A 19,105-nucleotide genomic window follows, 5' to 3' on the forward strand; every position below is an offset into this window, starting at 1 on the left:
AGTCTGCGGTGACCGGCTTGGTGGCTGAAGTGAATTTTGGCGGGCTCAGAGCCTGAATTACAGCAGTGGCGCGAAGGTATAGAAGAACTGCTCCACCAACTTTTTCCACATCGGACGCAACTGCCATTGATGGGCATCGATGCGGTTGGACTGCTGCAGATAGCGATCCAGTAACTGGCCCAGCTCCTGGCAGAAGTCCGGATCGTCGATGGCCAGCGACACCTCGGAGTTGAGCAGCAGGCTGCGAATGTCCAGGTTAACGGTCCCGATGATGCAATGGTCATCATCGATGAGCATCGATTTGGTATGCAGCAGGCCGCCATTGAAACGGTAGATCGCCACTCCGGCATTCAGCAGTTCGGTGAAAAACGCCCGGCTGGCCCACTCCACCATAAAAGAGTCGTTCTTATCGGGAATGATCAGGTTAACCTCGACGCCACTCTGGGCGGCGGTGCGCAGGGCATCGAGCAGTTGCTCGCTGGGCACGAAGTAGGGCGAGGTCAGGGTGATGCTGTGTTTGGCGTGATAGATGCTCAGCAACAGCACTTGTTGGATGATGGACTCTGGCAAGCCCTGGCCGGAGGGGATGACCTGGACCGAGTCTTCGGCATGGCGATGTGACAGCGGGCTTTCGACCTGGGGGAGGGCGATTTCATCCAGCAGTCGTTCGTCGGTTTCAAACTCCCAATCCCAGCTTTGCAGGGCGGCCAGGGAGCAGACTGATGGCCCGGTGAGCCGAACCATAATGTCGATCCATTCGCCGACGCCGGCACTCTGCTTAAAGTAGCGGCTGTCCACCAGGTTCATGGAACCGGTGTAGGCGATGCGCTGATCGATGACCACAATCTTGCGGTGTTGCCGCAGATCCATGCGCCTTAAGAACATCCGCAGTGGGTTGACGCCCAGGGCTTTGACGATGCTGACACCGTTTTGCATCAGGGTGTCCGGCCAGCGACTGTTGAAAAATTCGCGGCTGCCGGCTCCGTCCAGCAGCAGGCGTACCGTGACCCCACGCTGACGGGCTTGAATCAGGGCATCGGCCACCTCATCGGCCAGACCGCCGGGATGCCAGATGTAGAACTCCATGTGAATGGTGTCGCTGGCCTGGTGAATGTCGTCGATGATGCGGCGCAGAATCGTTTGGCTGTTTTCAATCAATTCCAGATCGTTGCCCAGCAGAGCCGGAATCCCCAAGCGGCGCAGACTCAATTCATGCAGAGGGCGGGCGTGCTGCCCCAGGCGCCGATCCGATTGCGCCTGGCGGTGCAATCGCTCGTTCCAGTATTTGAACGGTGCGGTCATCTCCTTGACCCGCTGTTTGCGCTTGCGACCAATGTTGAGTTCCCCGAACAGCAGGTACACCACCACGCCGAACAAGGGAATGATGTAGATCAGCAGCAGCCAGGCCAGCGAGACGCCAAATGGGCGCCGCTTGAGCACAATGCGCAGCGACACACCGGCAATCACGATCCAGTAGGCGGCCACCAGAGTCAGGGTCAACAGTTGGTAAAATTGGCTCACATTGGTTCTAAAGTGGGGGTAAGTGCTTCAAATATACACCCAAATTGCTCGGCTGACAGCGGTTTCAGGTCAACTGAACAGCGATCAGCCGCAACTGGGCTGATAATCAAACTGCACGTACAGTGGGGTGTGATCTGAGCTGGTGTACCGGGGGCATCATCGCTGATGTTGAGCTTATCGAAGGCGTTGATTGGATTCCTCTTGTTAATAAACATCGGTTTGCCCATGCCGGGCCCCCAAAAGGCCGGTGTGGACACCTTAGAGTTGGGCAGCGCCAACTGGCGCGTCAGGGCAAATGGTTGACTTCAGGGAATCTCACTCTGGCTATCTGCCAGGATTGCCAATTCGAGTCTGGGTGGCCTGGGCCATGGCTACTGCCTTGAAGAGTGAACCGGCAATGTGATGCAGTGATTGATTCGTTGGTGATGAGAAAGAGTGTTAACGAAACAGTTTAATCTCTTTAGCCTTTACCTGAAATCGGTGTTCCCAATAGGTAATCTGCTCACGCATAAGGATAGAAAAACCACGGTAAAATTCTGTATTGGCATTAAGCTCCACACTCATCATAAAACGTTCTACCCAGGGTAAAAGATGGTCGCCCAGCAACTCTTTGACTGCGTCTTCAACTTGAGAGGTACCCTCCTGCGCAAAAAGACGAGATAGCGTGGCCATAATAATGCCGATGTGGTCTAAAGGCTGCCGGTAGGGCAATTTAAACTCAATTCTATGGTCGTGGCAGAATGCCTCAAACGCTTGGGTGGTATCTCCATACATCAACCCTTCCGGATCGGTGTACACCGAGCCCCAAGGGTAAGCCAGTTTTTTGTGTGCTCCGACAAACAGTCGAAAATGATCCGCTTTGATGGTTTTCAATGATTCGGATTTCAGACTTTGCTTTAGGGTATTTAGTGCGTTGGACTCTATGTCGTTGTGCGCGGGCCAAGACTCGATGACGCCCTGATTAAGGCTATTGAGAAATGCCTGATCAGGAGTCGCGAACCAGATGTTGTGCAAAATGCCAAAGATGGCCGCTGCTTCCTGGAACTGTGGGTTATCTGACATCATTCTCTCTCTATTGGGGGTAAGTGAAGGAGGCCTTATCAATAAGGCCTCCTGATGGTCAGTTTATACTTCCTGCCAATTCTCTACTTTGCCCTCGGAACTGCCGGAGGGGCGAGAGATCCTGGACTTGGTGATAAACAGGTTCGGGGTCGTGGTGCTTGGCGCGGGCAGCGGTGCTACGTTGGCGCGCTCAGCACCTGGGTACTTCGCCTGTATCTCTTCTACCGTACCAAAGTCCAGAGCGCGCTGGGTGCAACCTGCTACGCAATGGGGCAGTTTGCCCTTGGCGGTTTGCTCTGGGCAACCAGTACACTTGGTCATCACCTTACGGGTTCGGTCAATCTGGGGAGCGTCATACGGGCAGGCACGGGCGCAGCTTTCGCAGCCGATGCAGACACTGGCGTCAACGTGCACCAGACCGTCCGATTTGCGTTTGTGCATTGCACCTGTAGGGCAGGCTTTGACACAGACGGGTTCAGAGCAGTGGTTACAGCCTACAGAGGTGTAGTAGGCAAACACGTTGTTTTTCATTACGCCGTTGGCGTCCTGACTGCAGCTGCCACCAACATATTCATAGACACGACGGGGAATGCGGCCATTCTCTGCGTCGAATTTAGATTTACAGATCACGTGGCAGGCTTTGCAGCCGTTGCACTTGCTTTGGTCGAAGTGAAATGCGTACTGAACGTTATTACTCATGATAGATATCCTTTAAGCCTTGGCGACTTTGCAGCGACAGTTGGCGACTCCAGACGCTTTCTCGATGGGGGAGTTGTACTCATGGCTGGTCAATGCGTTGGCGCTGCCACCTTGATCGACACCGGCCACGGACTTGAAGTGTCGGCCCTGACCCAGAGCCACCACCCCGGGGGCGATGCGATTGGTTACTCTGGCTTCCACCTTGGTTTTTCCGCGAATGGATTCGATGACGATCATGTCATCATCTTTAATGCCCAACTCTTGAGCGGTTTGCTCGTTGATCCAGGCGCCAGAACGCAGGGCTTCCTTCATCCAGGGGCCCTGGTACTGAACGTGGACGTGAGACTTGGTGTGGTAGGTAACAAACTGCAGTGGGTAGTCTTTCAGGTGTTCGCTCTCATCCTGAACTGATTCCGGTGTCACCATGTACTTTGGAATGGTATTTATATAGCCGCCGGCGTTACTCAGCCAGTACTCTGGTACACCGTCGGTATCTTCGTACACTTTGGCGGTTTTCTCTGCCAGATCGCGCAGGTAGTGCGAGTAGATGTCGATCTTGCCGCTTGGCGTGTGCAGGTGAATGTCATCTTTCTGTACATAATCCCAGTAGCCAACGTGGAAGCGGGCAGACTCTTCGGTCTCGTTGCAGGGGCGAGCCCACTTAACGATCCCTTTCTCCTGCATCTCCTTGAAGGTTTCTGGCATGTATTGCTGCAGGTCCGGGCGCATCACGTTACGGGTGAAGTTGTAGACCGAGTTGAGGGCATCCTCATCATTATTCAGAGCCAGGCCCATGGTATAGCCAGCTTCAATGCCCATGTGTTTGGCGATGCCTAGGCAAATTTCGAAGGTGGATTTCACATTACCCATAGGCGTAAGGGCTGTGGAGGTACCCACAATAAAGCCCATGGTGCCGGACTGCATATTGGTAGGGGCCAGGTCTTCACGTTCATACTGAGTAAAATCTGGCAGAACGTAATCGTTAACATACATGGATGGAATGAGGTGGGTGTCGATGCTGACAATCAACTCGACATCGTTTTCATCCTTAAGCAGTTCCAGAATTTTGTGGTTGTCTGCTTGTTGGTTGAATGGATTACCACCGCGGTTGAAGATTGCCTTCATATTGACACCCAAAACACCGTCGCCGGTAACCGGGTCGATCTCATCGGCAGGCAGGTGGATGTTGTCCTTAAGGACAGACATGGTGGTGCCGTTCTTGATGGCTCGTGGCCAGCTGTGGATTTGCACCGCCCAGCGAGCGCTGGCCGCAAAATCCATCAGGGGCATGGGGTAGATGTAGCCTTTGGCATCGGCGTGTTCGCCGGTGCTGTTGCCTCGGTTACCGATGGCACCCACCATGGCTGCCAGAACGGTTACTGAGCGCACGTTGTCTTCGCCGCACAATTGACGCTGCAAGCCCCAGCCCGCAACCACATAGGGAGCTTTGGCTTCGTACAGTTTCTTGGCAGTAGAGCGGATCACTTCGGCAGGGACGCCACAGATCTTCTCAGCCCATTCAGGGGTTTTGGGGATACCATCTTTCAGGCCTAGGATGTGGCCTTGGTAACACTCCTCAGCAGGAACCTCAGGCAGTCTCACTGGGTTGCCATCGGCGTCCTTCTGAGTTGGGCTGTCCATCTCGGGCTCGGCGTAGAAGCCGTAGCATTTCTTCTTGACCCACTCCTTTTTTACCCAACCTTTGGTGATCAGTTCGTGGGCCATACCCTGGATCAGCGCGGCATCGGTACCTGGGCGGATAAAGTGGAACTCTTGCTCACGCCCTAGGTTAGTGTCGTTATAACGGAGATCAAAGTTAACAAAGGGTTTGCCTTTTAGAAGGTGGTTAAACTCGAAGCCATTACCGCTGCCTGAAGCCAGAGTCTCCAGCGGGTTGTTACCAAAGCCGAGAATGAAGTCACTGTTTTGGATCTCGACTGTGGAGGACCAGTCACGGGCATGGCCATGAACGCCGTAACTGATCTCCATGGCGCGATACACCTGGCTGAAGCTCATGGCATTGTGGGCTGCCAGGAATCCTCCTGAAGCATTGAGCAGGTTATCGACCCACCAGGCGGAATGGCTGCCACCATAGTTAGAGCCAGCGGCTCGGTAGATGGATTTTGGGCCGTGGGCAGCCTGGAGTTGTTGCAGCTTGTCACCGATTTCTCGGTAGGCCTGCTCCCAACTGATCTCCTCATACTGGCCGCTGCCTCGAGGACCAGTACGTTTCAGAGGAGTCAGCACACGGTCGGGGCTGTAGATCTTCTGTTTGGCGGAGTTGCCCTTGGCACATGGACGCATCTGACGGATGTCCATGTTTTCTTTCTCGGCGGTGGTCACATCTTCTGGCTCGATTCTGACGATGCGGCCATCAACACTGATCACCTTAAATGCGCAGCTGGTAGAACAATTGGTTTCACACAGGGTGATGGATTCCACCTCCTTCACTTCTGGGGCGGTGGGAGGGGTCACGGACTCACCGGACTTACCGCCACAGGCGGTGACGCAGGACACCGCACCGGCGGTGGCGCTGAGTTTCAAAAAATCACGTCTTTGCATGAGATTTTCCTTTGTTGGTTATAGGGCGTAGCTCAGGGTCAGCATCAGCTGATGAGCCTGGTAGTTGCTGTGTGTCTGACCCAGGGTGACAAGGCCTGGAATGGCTTGGGGCGCGACCTGGGTGTAATCGCTGTCGTAGCCACGCAGGTAGCGGTATTGGGCGCGCAGGGTGGCATTGCTGCTGATGGCGTAATCGGCAAACAGCTGAGCGCGGTGGCCCCAGGCGGTGTAATCACCGAAGGGCGCTTTACCGGTGACGCTTGTATCGGAGTCCGACTCGCTGTAGTCGTAATCCAGACCCAAGGTCAGTTGGTCTTGCATCAGGCCGGTGTAATGACCGCCCAGGCCGATGTGGCTGAAGCTGTCCTCCACGTCTGCCTGCCAGTCGGCGGTGGCGAAGCTCTGACTGCCCAGCTGGCTGCTGTCAATCCACTGCTGGCCGCCATAGAGGCTGAGGCTTAGCTGGGGATTGAAGCGGTAGCTGAGGGCCAGGTCGTAGCCGTGGTCGGTGGACTCGGTCAGACCCAACTCACTCTGGTCGTAGTCGTCCTTGGCGTAGCGGTAGCTGAGGTCCAGCGCCAGGCTGTCCATGGGCTGGTGGCTGATTTTGAGCTCGGCGCGGGTGCGGTCGCGGTCGGCCAGGTGGTACTTACGCAGCAGCGGGTTGTCCTCGGAGGAGGTCGTCTCACTGGCCTGGTAGGTGGAGCCGTCGCGGCTGCTGAGCTCGCCTTTGAGGGCAATGCGCAGGGTATCGATGCCCTTGAAGGTCAGCTTGGCGAACAGGCTATCCTCGTCGGTCTCCTCGCGGACCGAGTGATTGCGCTCGACGCTCTCGTGCTCATAGCCGCCCAGCAGGTGCCAGTCGGCAGACAGGCGGTAACGGGCGTCCACCAAGTAGCTGGTCTTCTCCAAGTCCAGCGCCACACTCTGATGGGTACGGCCACGCAGCACGTCGTAATCGACGCTGGAGAACAGACGCTCTGGAGTGCGGTTATCGCGGTCACGGTAGGTCACCTTGGCGCGCAGCTTCAGACCCTTGGCGGGTTTGGTGCTGACGTTGAGGCGAGCGTCGGTGGTCTGCACCTTGCCGTTCAGGTGAGTGATGCCGTTGGGCACCCCACCTAAGGTGACGTAGTCCTGGTCCTGATACAGCCAGCCTTTGGCTAACTGACCGGTGACATTGATGCCGCTAAAGCGGTATTGACCCCGGGCGATGAGCTGGTGGGCTTCGTTGTCCGGAGACAGGGCCTGCAGGCTGCCGCGCTCGCTCTGGTCGATGCTGCTGTTGCTGTTATCAAACAGGCTGCCCTGGTAGTGCAGGGAGGCCAGCCAGGCATCACCGTTCATCTCGGTACCGGCATTGAGGCGCTGAGTCTGGCTGTCGATGGGGCGGGCGAAGTTCACCGGAGAGCGGTTGAGCTGAGTGCTGCTCGCCTGCTGGCCGGTTTTTTCTTCCAGGCGGTAATCCACATAGGCGCCCCAACCCTGGCCTTTGAGCTCAGAGCCCAGTTGCCACTGCTCGCGCTTGGCTTGCAAAGTGGTGGACTGGGCGGAAGGCAGCATGACTAAATCACTACCTTCAAGACCATACAGGCTCTGGGCGTTGTCAGCCTTCACATTCAGTTGGCTCTGATAACCGACAGTGGCACCGAAACGCTCATTGCTGACGCTCACCTGAGCGGAGCCGGTGTCCATCCCCAGGTTATGGGCCTGAACCTTAACCCGGGTGGCGCCGGTGTAGACCGCGTCTGCTTGCAGGGCCGCGGCCAATTCACTGTCGTCGCCCAAATCGTTGGCGGCGCGGGCGTCATCCAGCTCGTTCCAGACGGCGGACACCCCCATGGCGCCGGCGGCACCGGGCGCTTCGCAGCGCTTGCACTGCCACTTGGCGGTGTTGACCTTGTCGGTATTGGCGCCCTTTAAGTTAAAGCCAGAATTAAACCCAGCAGACTGGGCCACGCCGGCCTGCATCAGGGCCAGAGCCAAAATACTCAGTTGGAATTTCATCTAAGACTCCTTAGCGCTGCAGGGCGCTGCCGGCGGGGTGATTGGAGCCATGAATCTGGCTGTGGCAGTTCAGGCAGCTCTGACCGGAAGTGAACGCGTTCTCTCCTAAACCAAGAGCGTTATCGCCGTAGGCGCGACTGGCGTGACCGTCACTGGCGTGGCAGCTCTGACACAACATCGGTGCCCGCTGGGTGAGCATGGCGTCATTAACACTGCCGTGGGGGTTGTGACAGGTAGAACACGACTCAGTCACCGGCTCGTGCTCCCACAGCACCGGGCCGCGCTTGTCGGCGTGGCACTGGTAGCAGGTGTCGGTTTCGGTGAGCTGAGTCAGACTGGCGTCGGTCAGAGAGCCATGGGGGGTGTGACAGTCACTGCACACCATCTCACCGGCACCCAGTCCATCAGATAGCGGGTGAGCGCTGCGCTTGTTCATCGCCAGCTTCTGTTCGGTGTGGCAACTGGTACAGACCGCCACCTCGTTGGAACGATTGACCACAGGGTCGGAGGCCACATGCACCTGGTGACAGCTGACGCAGGCCACTTCCTCGTCGGTGTGCACCGAATCACTCCAGTGAGCGCGACCATCGTCCTGGTGGCAGGAGAGACAGACGCTGTCCTGCAGCTCGGCAGAGACGTTGCCGGAGGTGCCAAAGGTAATCATTGGCTCGTTCTTGCCGCGGTGCTTGCCCTGGGGGCCGTGGCAGGCTTCGCACTGCAGCCCCGCCATCGGGCTGTCGCTGCGCTCGGTGTTGCCGTGCACCCCGGCAAACACCGCCATGACGCTGTCACTTTTCTTGTGACACATCAGGCAGCTGTCGGCGCCTTTTTTGGAGTAGTTGCCCGACTGGAATTTTTCGAGGAGCATGCTTTCAGATGAATTGGCTGCCGTGCAGGCAGACCAGGGTATGGAAAGTACTAGAGCTAAGCCGGCAAGAGATCTGCGACCTAGGTTCACAGCTTTGCCCTTGGGGTGATGATATTTCATTTTTGAATGTCGCCTTATCCAGAGACTTTTGATCTTTGTCCAGGCAACTGTGCAGCATGGCGAATTCGGAGATCTTCATCTTGTTTAAAATCCCCGATTGGTGACACCACGTTTTTTCAAATCATCTACTTTTTTTGTGAACTTATGTGATGAGAGTGGATTGGATAGAGATCATTGCTGTAGCTTGAGTGATCGGCGGTGTAATATCGGTCATGTATTTGTTGACTTTGGTGAGGCATAGTATGGATGATATATCTGCTTTCAAAGGGGTGGAACTGATTGAGTATGCATCAAAAAATTATGTATACATGTCCTTTGATGCTCACCTTAGGCTTGGAGGAGTGAAAGAGGAAACAATTAACAAACTTTTGTGCTGCAGTTATGAAATTCATCTGGGAAAAGGCTCCACCTTTGCGCCGGAGTTTGACTCATCGGCAGTCTGCCACTTAAAACAAGGCCTTCTGAGGACAGATGTCGAGTTGGTGGGGGATAGGATTAGCAATAGCAGTTTCATTTTAAAAGAGGGGCTCTTTGTCAGTCCTGGTCCGGATGCACTTTCAAATGTAATGTATCAGTGCCTTGAAGAGTCTGTCATTACCTGTATCCCCGCAGACGTGATATATCGCGAATCCATGAAAGATGAAACGCTATTTCGATATTTAGTGAGGATTTTCTCTGAAATAAGCATGAAGCAGCGAGATTGGGCGCTGTTTAGTAATGTGGTGGGGAAAAGGGAACACATTATATTTTCGCTAATTTTGATGTGTGTTCACTCCAGTTTATATGGGAAAGACAATTTCACGGCTAGGTATCAGGACTTGTCTGATATGTCTGGTACCACGGTACAGTATGTGCTTAAGGTAATCCATGAAGCATTTGGTGTCGGTGCGATTAGAAAGGTGTACGGGGGATTTGAAGTGTTGGACTTAAAACTTTTGTGCAGCATGGTGGATTACAGAATACTAAATGAGCTGATATCAAAGTTGGTTTTGGATCATGAGTGATTCGCACCGAAACGATAGTGGGAATAGCACTTTTTTTGGTATAAAATCAAGCTTGTTTGTAGCTTTTCATGATTATAAAGGGAGCTGGGTACTCCCTTGTCATTCTTGTGGGCCCAACTGGATTTTTTATGCGCTGACACCTGTGTGGTGTCCGAACAACCCCCACAATTCCTAATGCCAACCAGGCTTGTTCGCTAGCGTCAGTTCAAGTGTACTGTTCTGAGCGCGAGGCTCAGTTGCGCCAGCCAGCAGAAAGCTGGCTCCGAGTTGTTTCAGCTTTTCTGTATAGGCCAGATCGATGACTGGCAAGACCTCCTCCAAATCCTGAGGGAGTCGGGCCCTAATATCCACTGTGGTTTTGTCCAGTCGTATCTGCCCAGTCGGGTCTCGGCCGAATGAACTGTGCCAAGAAGGTTCTGAGTAGCTGTAACGTCTACAGAATACGCGCTCATTAACCGTAACGAACAACAGGGGGATGAATCTATGGGTATAGCCAGCTCGAATCTCATGAGACAAGGCTTTTTCGATCATCTGGGCCATCTCTTGTTGGCTTTTAGGGGGCTCCTGAGATTTGCGCAAAGCCAGACGTAAGGGCTTTATGGCCTGCAGCAGTATCAGTCTGGGAAAGCCAAAGGTCAGTTTGAGAAAGTTGGTGTGAGCCATTTATGAGAACTCATTTAGTTATGTTAAAGGAGCACCTTGAGATCAAGCTGCTCCGTAAGAGTGAGACAGGGTTCAGAGATACGAACTTATGGAGACCAGCTTATTCCGGTCTTCTGCTCTGATACTGCCCACAACCTATTTGCCATTTCTCGGTCCAGGGCATGAGGCATCAATATGCATTTGCCCACCGGGCCGACCATTTGCGCCCGTTTGGTGGGCCCGTAAAACGCATAAGGCTCCAGATGGTCTTCGGTGGCGCACAGCACCTCTGGCCAGGATCCGCGCTCGGCAGACTGCGCCAGCGGCGACAACAGCTTGAAAAGGATCCTGGTGGGCAGATTGGCCTCCTCCTGAGACAGGGTGGTTCTTGCTGCGCCGGGATGACACACATGAACCTGCATCTTTAACCCGGCTTCTCGAACCCTGTGTTGCAACTCATAGGCAAACACCATTTGCGCCAGCTTGCTGTGGCTGTAGCTGTTCATCGGATTGTAGTTGTGGTCAAAGTTCAGGTCATCAAACTGGATGGTTTTAAGGCCCATGTTGTAGCCCATACTGCCGACGACCACGATGCGACCAGCCGATTCATTGACCCTGTCAAACAGCAAACCGCACAGCAGAAAGTGGCCATAGTGGTTGACGCCCAGTTGGCTTTCGAAGCCATCGATGGTCATCTCCTGCTTGGCCACCTGGGCGATGGCGGCGTTACAGATAAGGGCATCGATTTTCGGGATGTCACGCTTAATGGCATCTGCGGCGCTTCGCACCGACTCCAGAGATGCCAGGTCCAGTTGGATAAAGGAGAGCTCCGCGACCGGGTACTGCTGCTTGATCGCCTCGATGGCAGAGGCTGCCTTGCCGGGGTTGCGGCAGAGCATCACCACCTTGGCCTCTTTACTGACCAGTACCTTGGTGGCCTCAAAGCCGGCGCCCACATTGGCTCCGGTGACTAGGTAGGTCTTTCCTTTCAGTGATGAGAGGCGCTCCGGGGTCCAACCTTTTGGACCATAAGGGTTTGGGAGTAGTTTGCTCATAATATTCCAATTCAGTCGCTTTCCTGGCCAGGTGAGAATGCCTGTCCTGCAGCGAAGTGCCAATAAGAGTTAACTGCCGTGCTTTTGAAAAAACTCATTTATTTTGGTAACGGCTCTGTCCACATCCTTGTCGATGTCGTAAAGGCTGACGTGACTGGCGCCTTCGATCTCATACAGTTCTTTGGGTTCGCTGGCCGCTTCGACAAAGCCCTGAGTGAGCGGGGCGGTATCTGCATCTTTACCGACGATGCCTAGGAAGGGGGTGTAGAGGAAGGGCGCCATGGCTGTGGCGTTGTAGCGTGGGTAATCTTCATTGACGAAGAGCGGCGCCATGTGGGTGTAGTTGGGGTTGGTTTCCCTTCCGGCACGGGCGGTCATGTAGTAGTCGTAACCTTCGTGCATGGTGCTGGGAGCGTCTTCAGCGGGAGGCTCGCTCATACCCAATATATCCACGTTCTCCTGGATGCCGGTTTCATAGTATTTCTGATGGGCGTCGTTGGCGGCAGTCAGTGCGGCAACAGCGGTCTCTCTGTCCATCACCCCGAACAGACTTGCGGCGTTGTTCAGCATGCCACTGACGGTGGCTATGGCCTTCAGGCGTTTGTCAGTCAATGCAGTGGTGACAATATGGCTGGCCCCGGCGCACACGCCCAGTCCGAAGAAGCGTGCTCTGTCGACAAAATCGTGCATGCGCAGGAAGCTGATGGCATCGGACAGGCCTTCGAGTTTTGCCGGGGTGTATTCGTAAGAGCGCAGCTTACCTTCGCTGTCGCCAAACCCTCTGTGGTCAAACACCATGGCCGCGTAACCCAGGGCTGCCAACCTCTTCCCGTACACTGAGCCGGTCTGTTCTTTGACCTGATTGAAGGCCATGGTCATGACTATGGTGGGGTATTTTTGGCTGGCATCGAACCCTTCGGGCAGAAATAGCAGGCCAGCGAGCTGATGGCCTTCGCTGGGAAAACTCACCTTGTTGGTGCCTGGTGTCAGCAGCTCTGAATTCAGTTTCAGTGACATTTGTTATTCCTCATTCATGGTAGTGGCGCTGCTGCTGGCCAGATGTGCGAGACCCGTTGTGGAGTCCGGAGGTTGATACCAGCAGCGTTTTTGTTGGCGTAATATGACTATATGTCTTGGCGGTGGGGCGTCTCTAGGTGGATTTCTCTTCAATTTTTGCCTATTTGTCTCAGAACGTTGATTTGTACGTTATCGGGATCTAACCTCGTGAATATGGAAAACAGTAAGATAAAAGCGTTGATAGAGACGCTGACGCCCTCTGAAGGCCTGACCGAAACCGGCATTGACGGGGTACAGCTGTTCAGGATCTCCAACACCTTTACTCGCTCGCCGGCGGTTTATTCTCCTGGCATATGTTTGCTGGTCAGTGGCAGCAAGGTGGCCTACCTGGGAAGCGAGGCGCACTCCTATGATCAGAGTAACTATTTCTGCTGCACTATGGCGATGCCCATAGAGGCAGAGATCCCCTTTGCCAGCGAACAGGAACCGGTGCTGGGGGTTCTGATCTCTCTGGACTGTGGGGTGCTGACCGAGTTAGCCATAGAGTTCGAAGCGGCGAACCTGCCGACTCAGGTTGCAATGGCCAGCGAATTCGTGCCCGGGTTAGCGGTGGTGAAAAAGGATGCTCGATTCGATGAGGCAGCCTATCGTCTTTTGCAGCTAGTCGGGGACAGATCTGCGACAGGACTATTGGGGCGGGGACGGCTGCGAGAGCTGTTCTATTTGGTGCTCACTGGAGGAGCAGGGCAGATGGTGCGTCAAGCCTATGGAGTGGGTAATCAGATTGCCAAGTCGATTCGTTATGTGCGTGAGCATTTGAGCAACACCATCACCATTGATGATATGGCCAGTCAGGCCGGCATGAGCCGAGCCGTATTTCATCGTAAGTTTAAAGGGGCAACCACTCTTTCTCCATTGCAGTTTGTCAAAAGCCTTAGGCTCAATGATGCGGCCATGCGTGTTGCCTCTGGGGTGACCATTAGCGAAGCGGCAACGTTGAGCGGGTACAGCAGCTCTTCGCAGTTCAGTCGAGAGTTTAAGCGTCAATATGGCGCGTCGCCTCGGGAATGGATTCAAATCAGTGTCCAACAACTAGGGGATACCCAGTCTATCTAGAGCCCTAATTCATAATAAGCTCCCCTTTGAAGGCCTATTGATAACAAGCAATCAGAGTTTATTTTGAACTTGAGCCGCTTTAGTGGACACCAAAATCGTTAGAATGGACTGCCCGCGGTTGATTAGACATCTCCAGGCTATTCGCTGTGATATTGAGTTGCAATCAAATTTGTAAGGGTTAAAAAGTCTGATTGCCACTAATTTTTAGGCATCCAATAGGTAAGAGTGATCTGCCGAGAGTCTCATTGCGATCAGAATAGGATCTCTATATGAAGCCAGTTATCTATAGATAAACAGAGTTCAACTGCAGGTTGGACTGTAATCAAACTGCACGTACAGCGGGGTGTGATCTGAGCTGGTGTACTGGCTGAGTACGTCGGCACTGTCAGCCACTGGTGTCAATTGACAGCTGTAGAGGATGTGGTCGAGTTCATGGCCAAAAAACTGCTTAATGCCGCTGCTGTCGGCGAACTGCACCGAAGCCAGCCCTTGTCGTTGGGCCAGGGCGTCCAGCAGAGCCTTGCGGCCATCGGACCAGGTATTGAAATCACCGGCGAAGATTACCGGGCCTCGATGAGCATCGATGGCGCCCTCCAGGGTGTCCAGCTGTCGCCGGTAATCGGAGTTGGTGACGAAGTTGATGCCGTGAATGTTGATCATCAACAGTGACTGGCCGTCGGCCATGGTCACTTCCGATATTAACGAGGCCTTGGGGGTGTTGGTGACCGGCTCGGTCGGGGCCGACAGTTGCAGATAAGTAGACTGAATCGGACTGGCGGCCAGGCTCATGACGCCAGACTGATGGCCATCAAACTGAACCAGGTTAGCCCCAAAGGCATAGTGATAAGGCAACATGGACGGGGCCTGCGCCGGATCGACATTGACCTCCTGCAGGGCCATCAGGTGAGGCGAATACTGCTGCTGAAGATCGCTGAACTCTTGCTGCCAGCCGGGCGTACCCAACTGCTTGTGCACGTTCCAGCTCACCAGGTTAAAGCGACTCGGCAGTGGTGGTTCGGTGGCGGTGGCGGCGGTGGGGGCTGGGACGACCCAGGCCTGCAGCCTTTCGGGAGGCGCACTGGGGCAGCCGGTAAGACTGACAACCAGCAGCGGAATCCACAACCAATGAACACGAACCTGATCCAACACACGCCCCCTTTTTTTGCACAATAACGCACATCTTGGCCGCTGATGACGACGGGGTCAATAGGGCAGCAGTGGGTGTTTCTTGGTGCAGTTGGCCACTCTTTGGTGCCACAACGGGTCGGACTTAGGGTCTTTGGGGTAGATGGTGTAGATCATCAGTTTTGGCTCAGAGACGAAACTGGTTGCGCCAACTGTATGAAATACGTGCATTTGTTGTTCTCTTGGCTGCCCTGGCAGTTCGGTGGTCGTGACAAATCCGGTCACATTCATCTGCTTGGATCCCCGCTGTCGCCAGTCTTTGGGCACCGAACCTTCCGCCAGCACTCTTTGTAACAGTTTGCTGGCACAGCTGTCCTGATACATCAATACATCCTGTTGCAGCGTCAGAATCAGGGCGCAGATGGTGTCTTCCCAGCCGATGAGGTAGGGCTTAAATCCCTTGTCGGTAAAGATCAGGTCGACCAGGTTAAAGCTATCGCTTTGGGCGGTCTGCGGTGCAAAGCAGCAGATCAGCTCCAGCCAGGCGCGGTTGATCATCTTGGCGTTGCCGTATTGATCGATGATCATGGTGGGGTAGGGCTCGAGTCCCTTGAGCGTGGCTACCAGAGACTGGTGCAGCCAGCGGTGTTCTTCCGAGTCGGGCCTTAGGGAGAAACTGGTGGCGGCAAAGCCGGCCGAGGCCAGAAAGTTGTTGGTTTCGCGAACGTTCAACTCTAACAGTTGTGCCAGCTTTTCGACCAGTTCCTGGCTGGGGAGGGATTTCCCTGTCTCCAGAAAGCTGACGTGACGCAGGGAGGAACCCACCTCCAGCGCTAACGCTTCCTGGCTCAGTCCCCGGGTTTTTCGCCAGAATTTCAGTAGACGCCCGAAGGCGCCCTTGGGCATTCGTAACCCTGCAGCCTGCATCATCAATTCCTTTTATGCAGAGATGTGAATTCCATCATGTCGCCAGTGGTCAATATTACCTCGCAGGTAATAGATTGACCACTAACTTCCTACCATCATTAAGAAAGTCATTTGTCTATGGATGGAGAAAGGGGCGTTATGAGTTACTTTGTTACTGGCGGTACCGGGTTTATCGGCAAGTACATTCTGGCCAATCTGTCGAAGCGAGAAGGCGAGATTTTTGTACTGGTTCGGGAAGGCTCCGAAGATAAGCTCAAGGCACACTGTGAAAAGCTGCATCTGGATTTCGAACGCTTTACTCTGATCAGCGGCGACCTGACTCAGCCGATGTTGGGGGTGTCCGACGCCGATAAAGATCGGTTGTTGAATCAGGTGAAGGAATTCATTCACTCGGCGGCGGTGTACGACATTACCGCCAATGCTCAGGCCAACGGCGACATCAACGTCGAAGGCACCCGTCAGGCGCTGGCGCTGGCGGAGTTTATCAAGGCCGATTGCTTCAACCACCTTAGCTCCATTGCGGTGGCGGGTTTCTACCCTGGCGTGTTCAATGAGCAGATGTTTGAGCAGGGTGAGGGGCTGGACATTAACCCCTACCTGCGCACCAAACACGACTCCGAAGCGCTGGTGCGTAAGCAGGAAGCGCTGCCCTACCGAATCTTCCGCCCCTCCATGGTGGTGGGCCACTCCAAGACCGGTGAAATCGATAAGATCGACGGCCCCTATTATCTGTTTAAGACTCTGCAGAAGCTGCGCAATGTGCTGCCCAGCTGGATTCCTGCGCTGGGGATCAAAGGCGGAGAGTTCAACATGGTGCCGGTGGATTACGTGGCCGACTCCATCGATCATATCCTGACGGTGCCGGATACCCAGGGCCAGTGCTACCACCTGGTGGACAACCCTGGCGTGAAGATGATCGAGGCGTTGGACGTGTTCTCCCGTGCCGCTCACGGTTCACGCCTTTCCGCGGGAATCAGCCCCGGGGTGTTGGACTTCATTCCGGCGCCGGTACGGATGGCGATTTTGAATCTGCCTACCGTCCGCCACTTGATAGACCAGACCCTGTCCAGCCTGAATATTCCCCGCGAAGCCCTGAAACTGCTGGAACTGAAAACCAAGTATGACGACTCCAATACGCAGCGGGCGCTGGCGGGCACCGGCATCTCGGTGCCGCCACTGAAAGACTACGCCGGAGTGTTGTGGGATTACTGGGAGCGCAACATGGATCCCAATCGCATGGGCAGCCGCACCCTGGAGGAGAACATTGAGGGCAAGATTGCCATGGTTACCGGCGCCAGCTCTGGCATCGGCCGTTCACTGGCGATTCGCCTGGCCCAGGCCGGTGCCAAGGTGATTCTGGTGGCTCGAGGCATGGAGCTGCTGAAAGAGGTGGAAGCCGAGATTCTGGCGGAAGGAGGCGAAGCCTACAGCTACAACTGCGATCTCAACGACCTGGATGCCTGTGACGCCTTGGTGGACCAGGTGCTGGCCGAGCATCAGGGCATCGACATTTTGGTGAACAACGCCGGTCGTTCCATCCGCCGGTCGTTGAAGCTGACCTACGATCGTTTCCACGATTTCGAGCGCACCATGCAGCTGAACTATTTTGCTCCGGTACGGCTGACCATGCGGGCATTGCCGTCCATGGTTGAGCGCGGTGGTGCCCACGTGGTGAATATCTCTACCATTGCCGTGCTCGGTGGCTATGCGCCGCGCTTCTCGGCCTACGTGGCCTCCAAGTCGGCGCTGGATGCCTGGTCGCAGTCGGCGGGAGCTGAATACCGCGAGCACAACGTCAACTTCACCAACGTGCATATGCCGCTGGTGCGTACGCCGATGATCGAGGCCTCGCCGATGTACAACTTTGCCCCGACCCTGAGTCCGGACGAAGCGGTGGCGATGATCGAAGAAGCGCTGCTGGAGCAGCCGGCCGAAGTGAACACCGGCATCGGCAGTGCCATGCGCGCCATCAGTGTGCTGGCACCTAAGGTGTACGAGCTGTTGATGAGCACCACCTTCAAGATGTTCCCGGACACTGCGGCCGCCCAGGGGCTGCCGGAAGAGGAGGTCAAGCCGACGCCGGAGCAGGTGGCGCTGGCGGCGCTGATGTCGGGTAACTATCTGTAAGCCTGAAACACCCTGATGACAACGGCCCGATTGTTCGGGCCGTTTTTTATGGTTGATGCGCTCATGTTGCGGTGGTTGTTGTGGTAGTCTTGCGGGCAACCGCTCAAACACGGACAGTCCAATGAGAATATTCAGTAATTTTGAAAGCGGCAGCATCAATGTCGTCAAAGCCGAATCCGCCGATGACATTCAGCTGACCATCCCCAATGACAATCAGTCGGAGTTTTATCAGTGGTTCCATTTCCGTTTGGAGACTACCGCCGGTGAGCCTCACTCCCTGAAACTGCTGAATCTGGCCAAGTCGGCCTACCCGGAAGGCTGGGACGGTTACAGCGTGGTGGCGTCCTACGATCGGGAGGAGTGGTTCCGCATTCCCGCCGACTTCGACGGTGACACCCTCAGCTTTGAGGTGACTCCGGAGCATGGCTCCATCTATTTCGCCTACTTTGCTCCCTACAGCTACGGCCGCCATCAGGATCTGCTGCACCACGCCCAGACCCACCCCCTGTGCCGGCTCGATACTCTGGGCCAGACTCTGGACGGCAACGACATCAGTCTGCTGACCATCGGCGAACCTGAGCCGGGCAAGAACATTGTCTGGGTCATCGGTCGACAGCACCCGGGCGAGACCATGGCCGAGTGGTTCATCGAAGGCCTGTTGGCGCGGTTGCTGGATGACACCGACACCGTTGGCCGCGCCTTGTTGGGCAACAGCGTGTTTTATGTGGTGCCGAACATGAACCCGGATGGCTCTATTCGTGGTCATTTGCGCACCAACGCCATTGGGGTGAACTTGAACCGGGAATGGCAGACGCCATCGATGGAGAAAAGCCCGGAAGTGTTCCTGGTGCGTGAAAAGATGCTGGAAACCGGCATCGATCTGTTCCTGGATGTGCACGGGGATGAAGCGATCCCCTACAACTTTGTTGCCGGCAGTGAAGGCACCCCCTCCTACGATGAGTGTCGCCAGGAGCTGGAGCAGGCGTTTAAGCAGGCGCTGACCACCATCACGCCCGAGTTTCAGGATGAATACGGTTACGACAAAGATAAGCCCGGTGAGGCCAACCTGACGGTGTGCTCCAACTGGGTTGCGGAGCAGTTCCGCTGCCTGTCCTACACCGTAGAGATGCCGTTCAAAGACCATAACTTCCAGCCCGATGAGCTGTATGGCTGGTCGCCGGAGCGCAGTGGCGTGTTTGGACGCGACACTCTCGCCGCCATCCATGCGGTGATCGATCAGGTCTGAGTGCCGG

The 19,105-nt window shown here is 55.2% G+C and carries 15 protein-coding genes; 4 read left to right on the forward strand and 11 right to left on the reverse strand.

From position 1 onward, the window contains the following. Nucleotides 1–57: 57 nt before the first annotated feature. The 6 genes from cls to H598_RS0107115 all read right to left on the reverse strand — a co-directional run bounded on the left by cls (nucleotide 58) and on the right by H598_RS0107115 (nucleotide 8,839). Complete coding sequence (gene cls / locus H598_RS0107090) at nucleotides 58–1,521, reverse strand: cardiolipin synthase (protein ID WP_028112402.1); 1,464 nt, start codon at nucleotides 1,519–1,521, stop codon at nucleotides 58–60. Nucleotides 1,522–1,959: 438 nt separating this feature from the next. Continuing rightward, nucleotides 1,960–2,586 (reverse strand): TorD/DmsD family molecular chaperone, encoded by a 627-nt coding sequence (locus H598_RS0107095; protein WP_028112403.1) that lies wholly within the window; start codon nucleotides 2,584–2,586, stop codon nucleotides 1,960–1,962. Nucleotides 2,587–2,646: 60 nt separating this feature from the next. Next, nucleotides 2,647–3,282, reverse strand: a complete 636-nt coding sequence (locus H598_RS0107100; protein ID WP_028112404.1) for a 4Fe-4S dicluster domain-containing protein — start codon at nucleotides 3,280–3,282, stop codon at nucleotides 2,647–2,649. 12 nt (nucleotides 3,283–3,294) lie between these two features. Continuing rightward, nucleotides 3,295–5,844, reverse strand: coding sequence for a molybdopterin-dependent oxidoreductase (locus H598_RS0107105; RefSeq protein WP_028112405.1), 2,550 nt, complete (start codon nucleotides 5,842–5,844; stop codon nucleotides 3,295–3,297). Nucleotides 5,845–5,862: 18 nt separating this feature from the next. Next, the gene (locus tag H598_RS0107110; RefSeq protein WP_028112406.1) at nucleotides 5,863–7,851 is read right to left on the reverse strand and encodes an MtrB/PioB family decaheme-associated outer membrane protein; all 1,989 of its coding nucleotides are present in this window, start codon (nucleotides 7,849–7,851) and stop codon (nucleotides 5,863–5,865) included. A gap of 10 nt (nucleotides 7,852–7,861) precedes the next feature. Next, on the reverse strand, nucleotides 7,862–8,839 hold the full coding sequence (locus tag H598_RS0107115; protein WP_051252538.1) for a DmsE family decaheme c-type cytochrome: 978 nt from the start codon (nucleotides 8,837–8,839) through the stop codon (nucleotides 7,862–7,864). 242 nt (nucleotides 8,840–9,081) lie between these two features. On the opposite strand from H598_RS0107115, the gene H598_RS0107120 reads away from it, so the two are divergent. Continuing rightward, a complete protein-coding gene (locus H598_RS0107120) occupies nucleotides 9,082–9,843 on the forward strand; it encodes a cyclic nucleotide-binding domain-containing protein (protein ID WP_156896958.1) in 762 nt (253 codons plus the stop codon). A gap of 171 nt (nucleotides 9,844–10,014) precedes the next feature. Here H598_RS0107120 and H598_RS0107125 read toward each other — a convergent pair whose 3' ends face one another. The 3 genes from H598_RS0107125 to H598_RS0107135 form a co-directional block, all read right to left on the reverse strand. Continuing rightward, the gene (locus H598_RS0107125; protein ID WP_028112409.1) at nucleotides 10,015–10,506 is read right to left on the reverse strand and encodes a DUF2255 family protein; all 492 of its coding nucleotides are present in this window, start codon (nucleotides 10,504–10,506) and stop codon (nucleotides 10,015–10,017) included. An 86-nt stretch (nucleotides 10,507–10,592) separates the two neighbouring features. After that, on the reverse strand, nucleotides 10,593–11,540 hold the full coding sequence (locus H598_RS0107130; protein WP_028112410.1) for an SDR family oxidoreductase: 948 nt from the start codon (nucleotides 11,538–11,540) through the stop codon (nucleotides 10,593–10,595). 69 nt (nucleotides 11,541–11,609) lie between these two features. Continuing rightward, nucleotides 11,610–12,557: an alpha/beta hydrolase gene (locus H598_RS0107135; RefSeq protein ID WP_035415625.1), complete on the reverse strand. Its 948-nt coding sequence runs from the start codon at nucleotides 12,555–12,557 to the stop codon at nucleotides 11,610–11,612. A 213-nt stretch (nucleotides 12,558–12,770) separates the two neighbouring features. On the opposite strand from H598_RS0107135, the gene H598_RS0107140 reads away from it, so the two are divergent. Further along, nucleotides 12,771–13,673, forward strand: coding sequence for an AraC family transcriptional regulator (locus tag H598_RS0107140; protein ID WP_028112412.1), 903 nt, complete (start codon nucleotides 12,771–12,773; stop codon nucleotides 13,671–13,673). Nucleotides 13,674–13,973: 300 nt separating this feature from the next. Here H598_RS0107140 and H598_RS0107145 read toward each other — a convergent pair whose 3' ends face one another. Further along, nucleotides 13,974–14,819, reverse strand: coding sequence for an endonuclease/exonuclease/phosphatase family protein (locus H598_RS0107145; protein WP_028112413.1), 846 nt, complete (start codon nucleotides 14,817–14,819; stop codon nucleotides 13,974–13,976). 57 nt (nucleotides 14,820–14,876) lie between these two features. Next, a complete protein-coding gene (locus H598_RS0107150) occupies nucleotides 14,877–15,728 on the reverse strand; it encodes a helix-turn-helix domain-containing protein (protein WP_084144366.1) in 852 nt (283 codons plus the stop codon). 135 nt (nucleotides 15,729–15,863) lie between these two features. Between H598_RS0107150 and H598_RS0107155 the strand changes: the two genes are divergently transcribed. After that, nucleotides 15,864–17,852, forward strand: a complete 1,989-nt coding sequence (locus tag H598_RS0107155; RefSeq protein WP_028112415.1) for an SDR family oxidoreductase — start codon at nucleotides 15,864–15,866, stop codon at nucleotides 17,850–17,852. A 121-nt stretch (nucleotides 17,853–17,973) separates the two neighbouring features. Then, nucleotides 17,974–19,098, forward strand: coding sequence for a M14 family metallopeptidase (locus H598_RS0107160; RefSeq protein ID WP_028112416.1), 1,125 nt, complete (start codon nucleotides 17,974–17,976; stop codon nucleotides 19,096–19,098). The last annotated feature ends 7 nt before the right edge of the window (nucleotides 19,099–19,105 follow it).

Origin of the sequence: Ferrimonas kyonanensis DSM 18153 (genome assembly GCF_000425405.1) — a bacterium.
Lineage (GTDB): Bacteria > Pseudomonadota > Gammaproteobacteria > Enterobacterales > Shewanellaceae > Ferrimonas > Ferrimonas kyonanensis.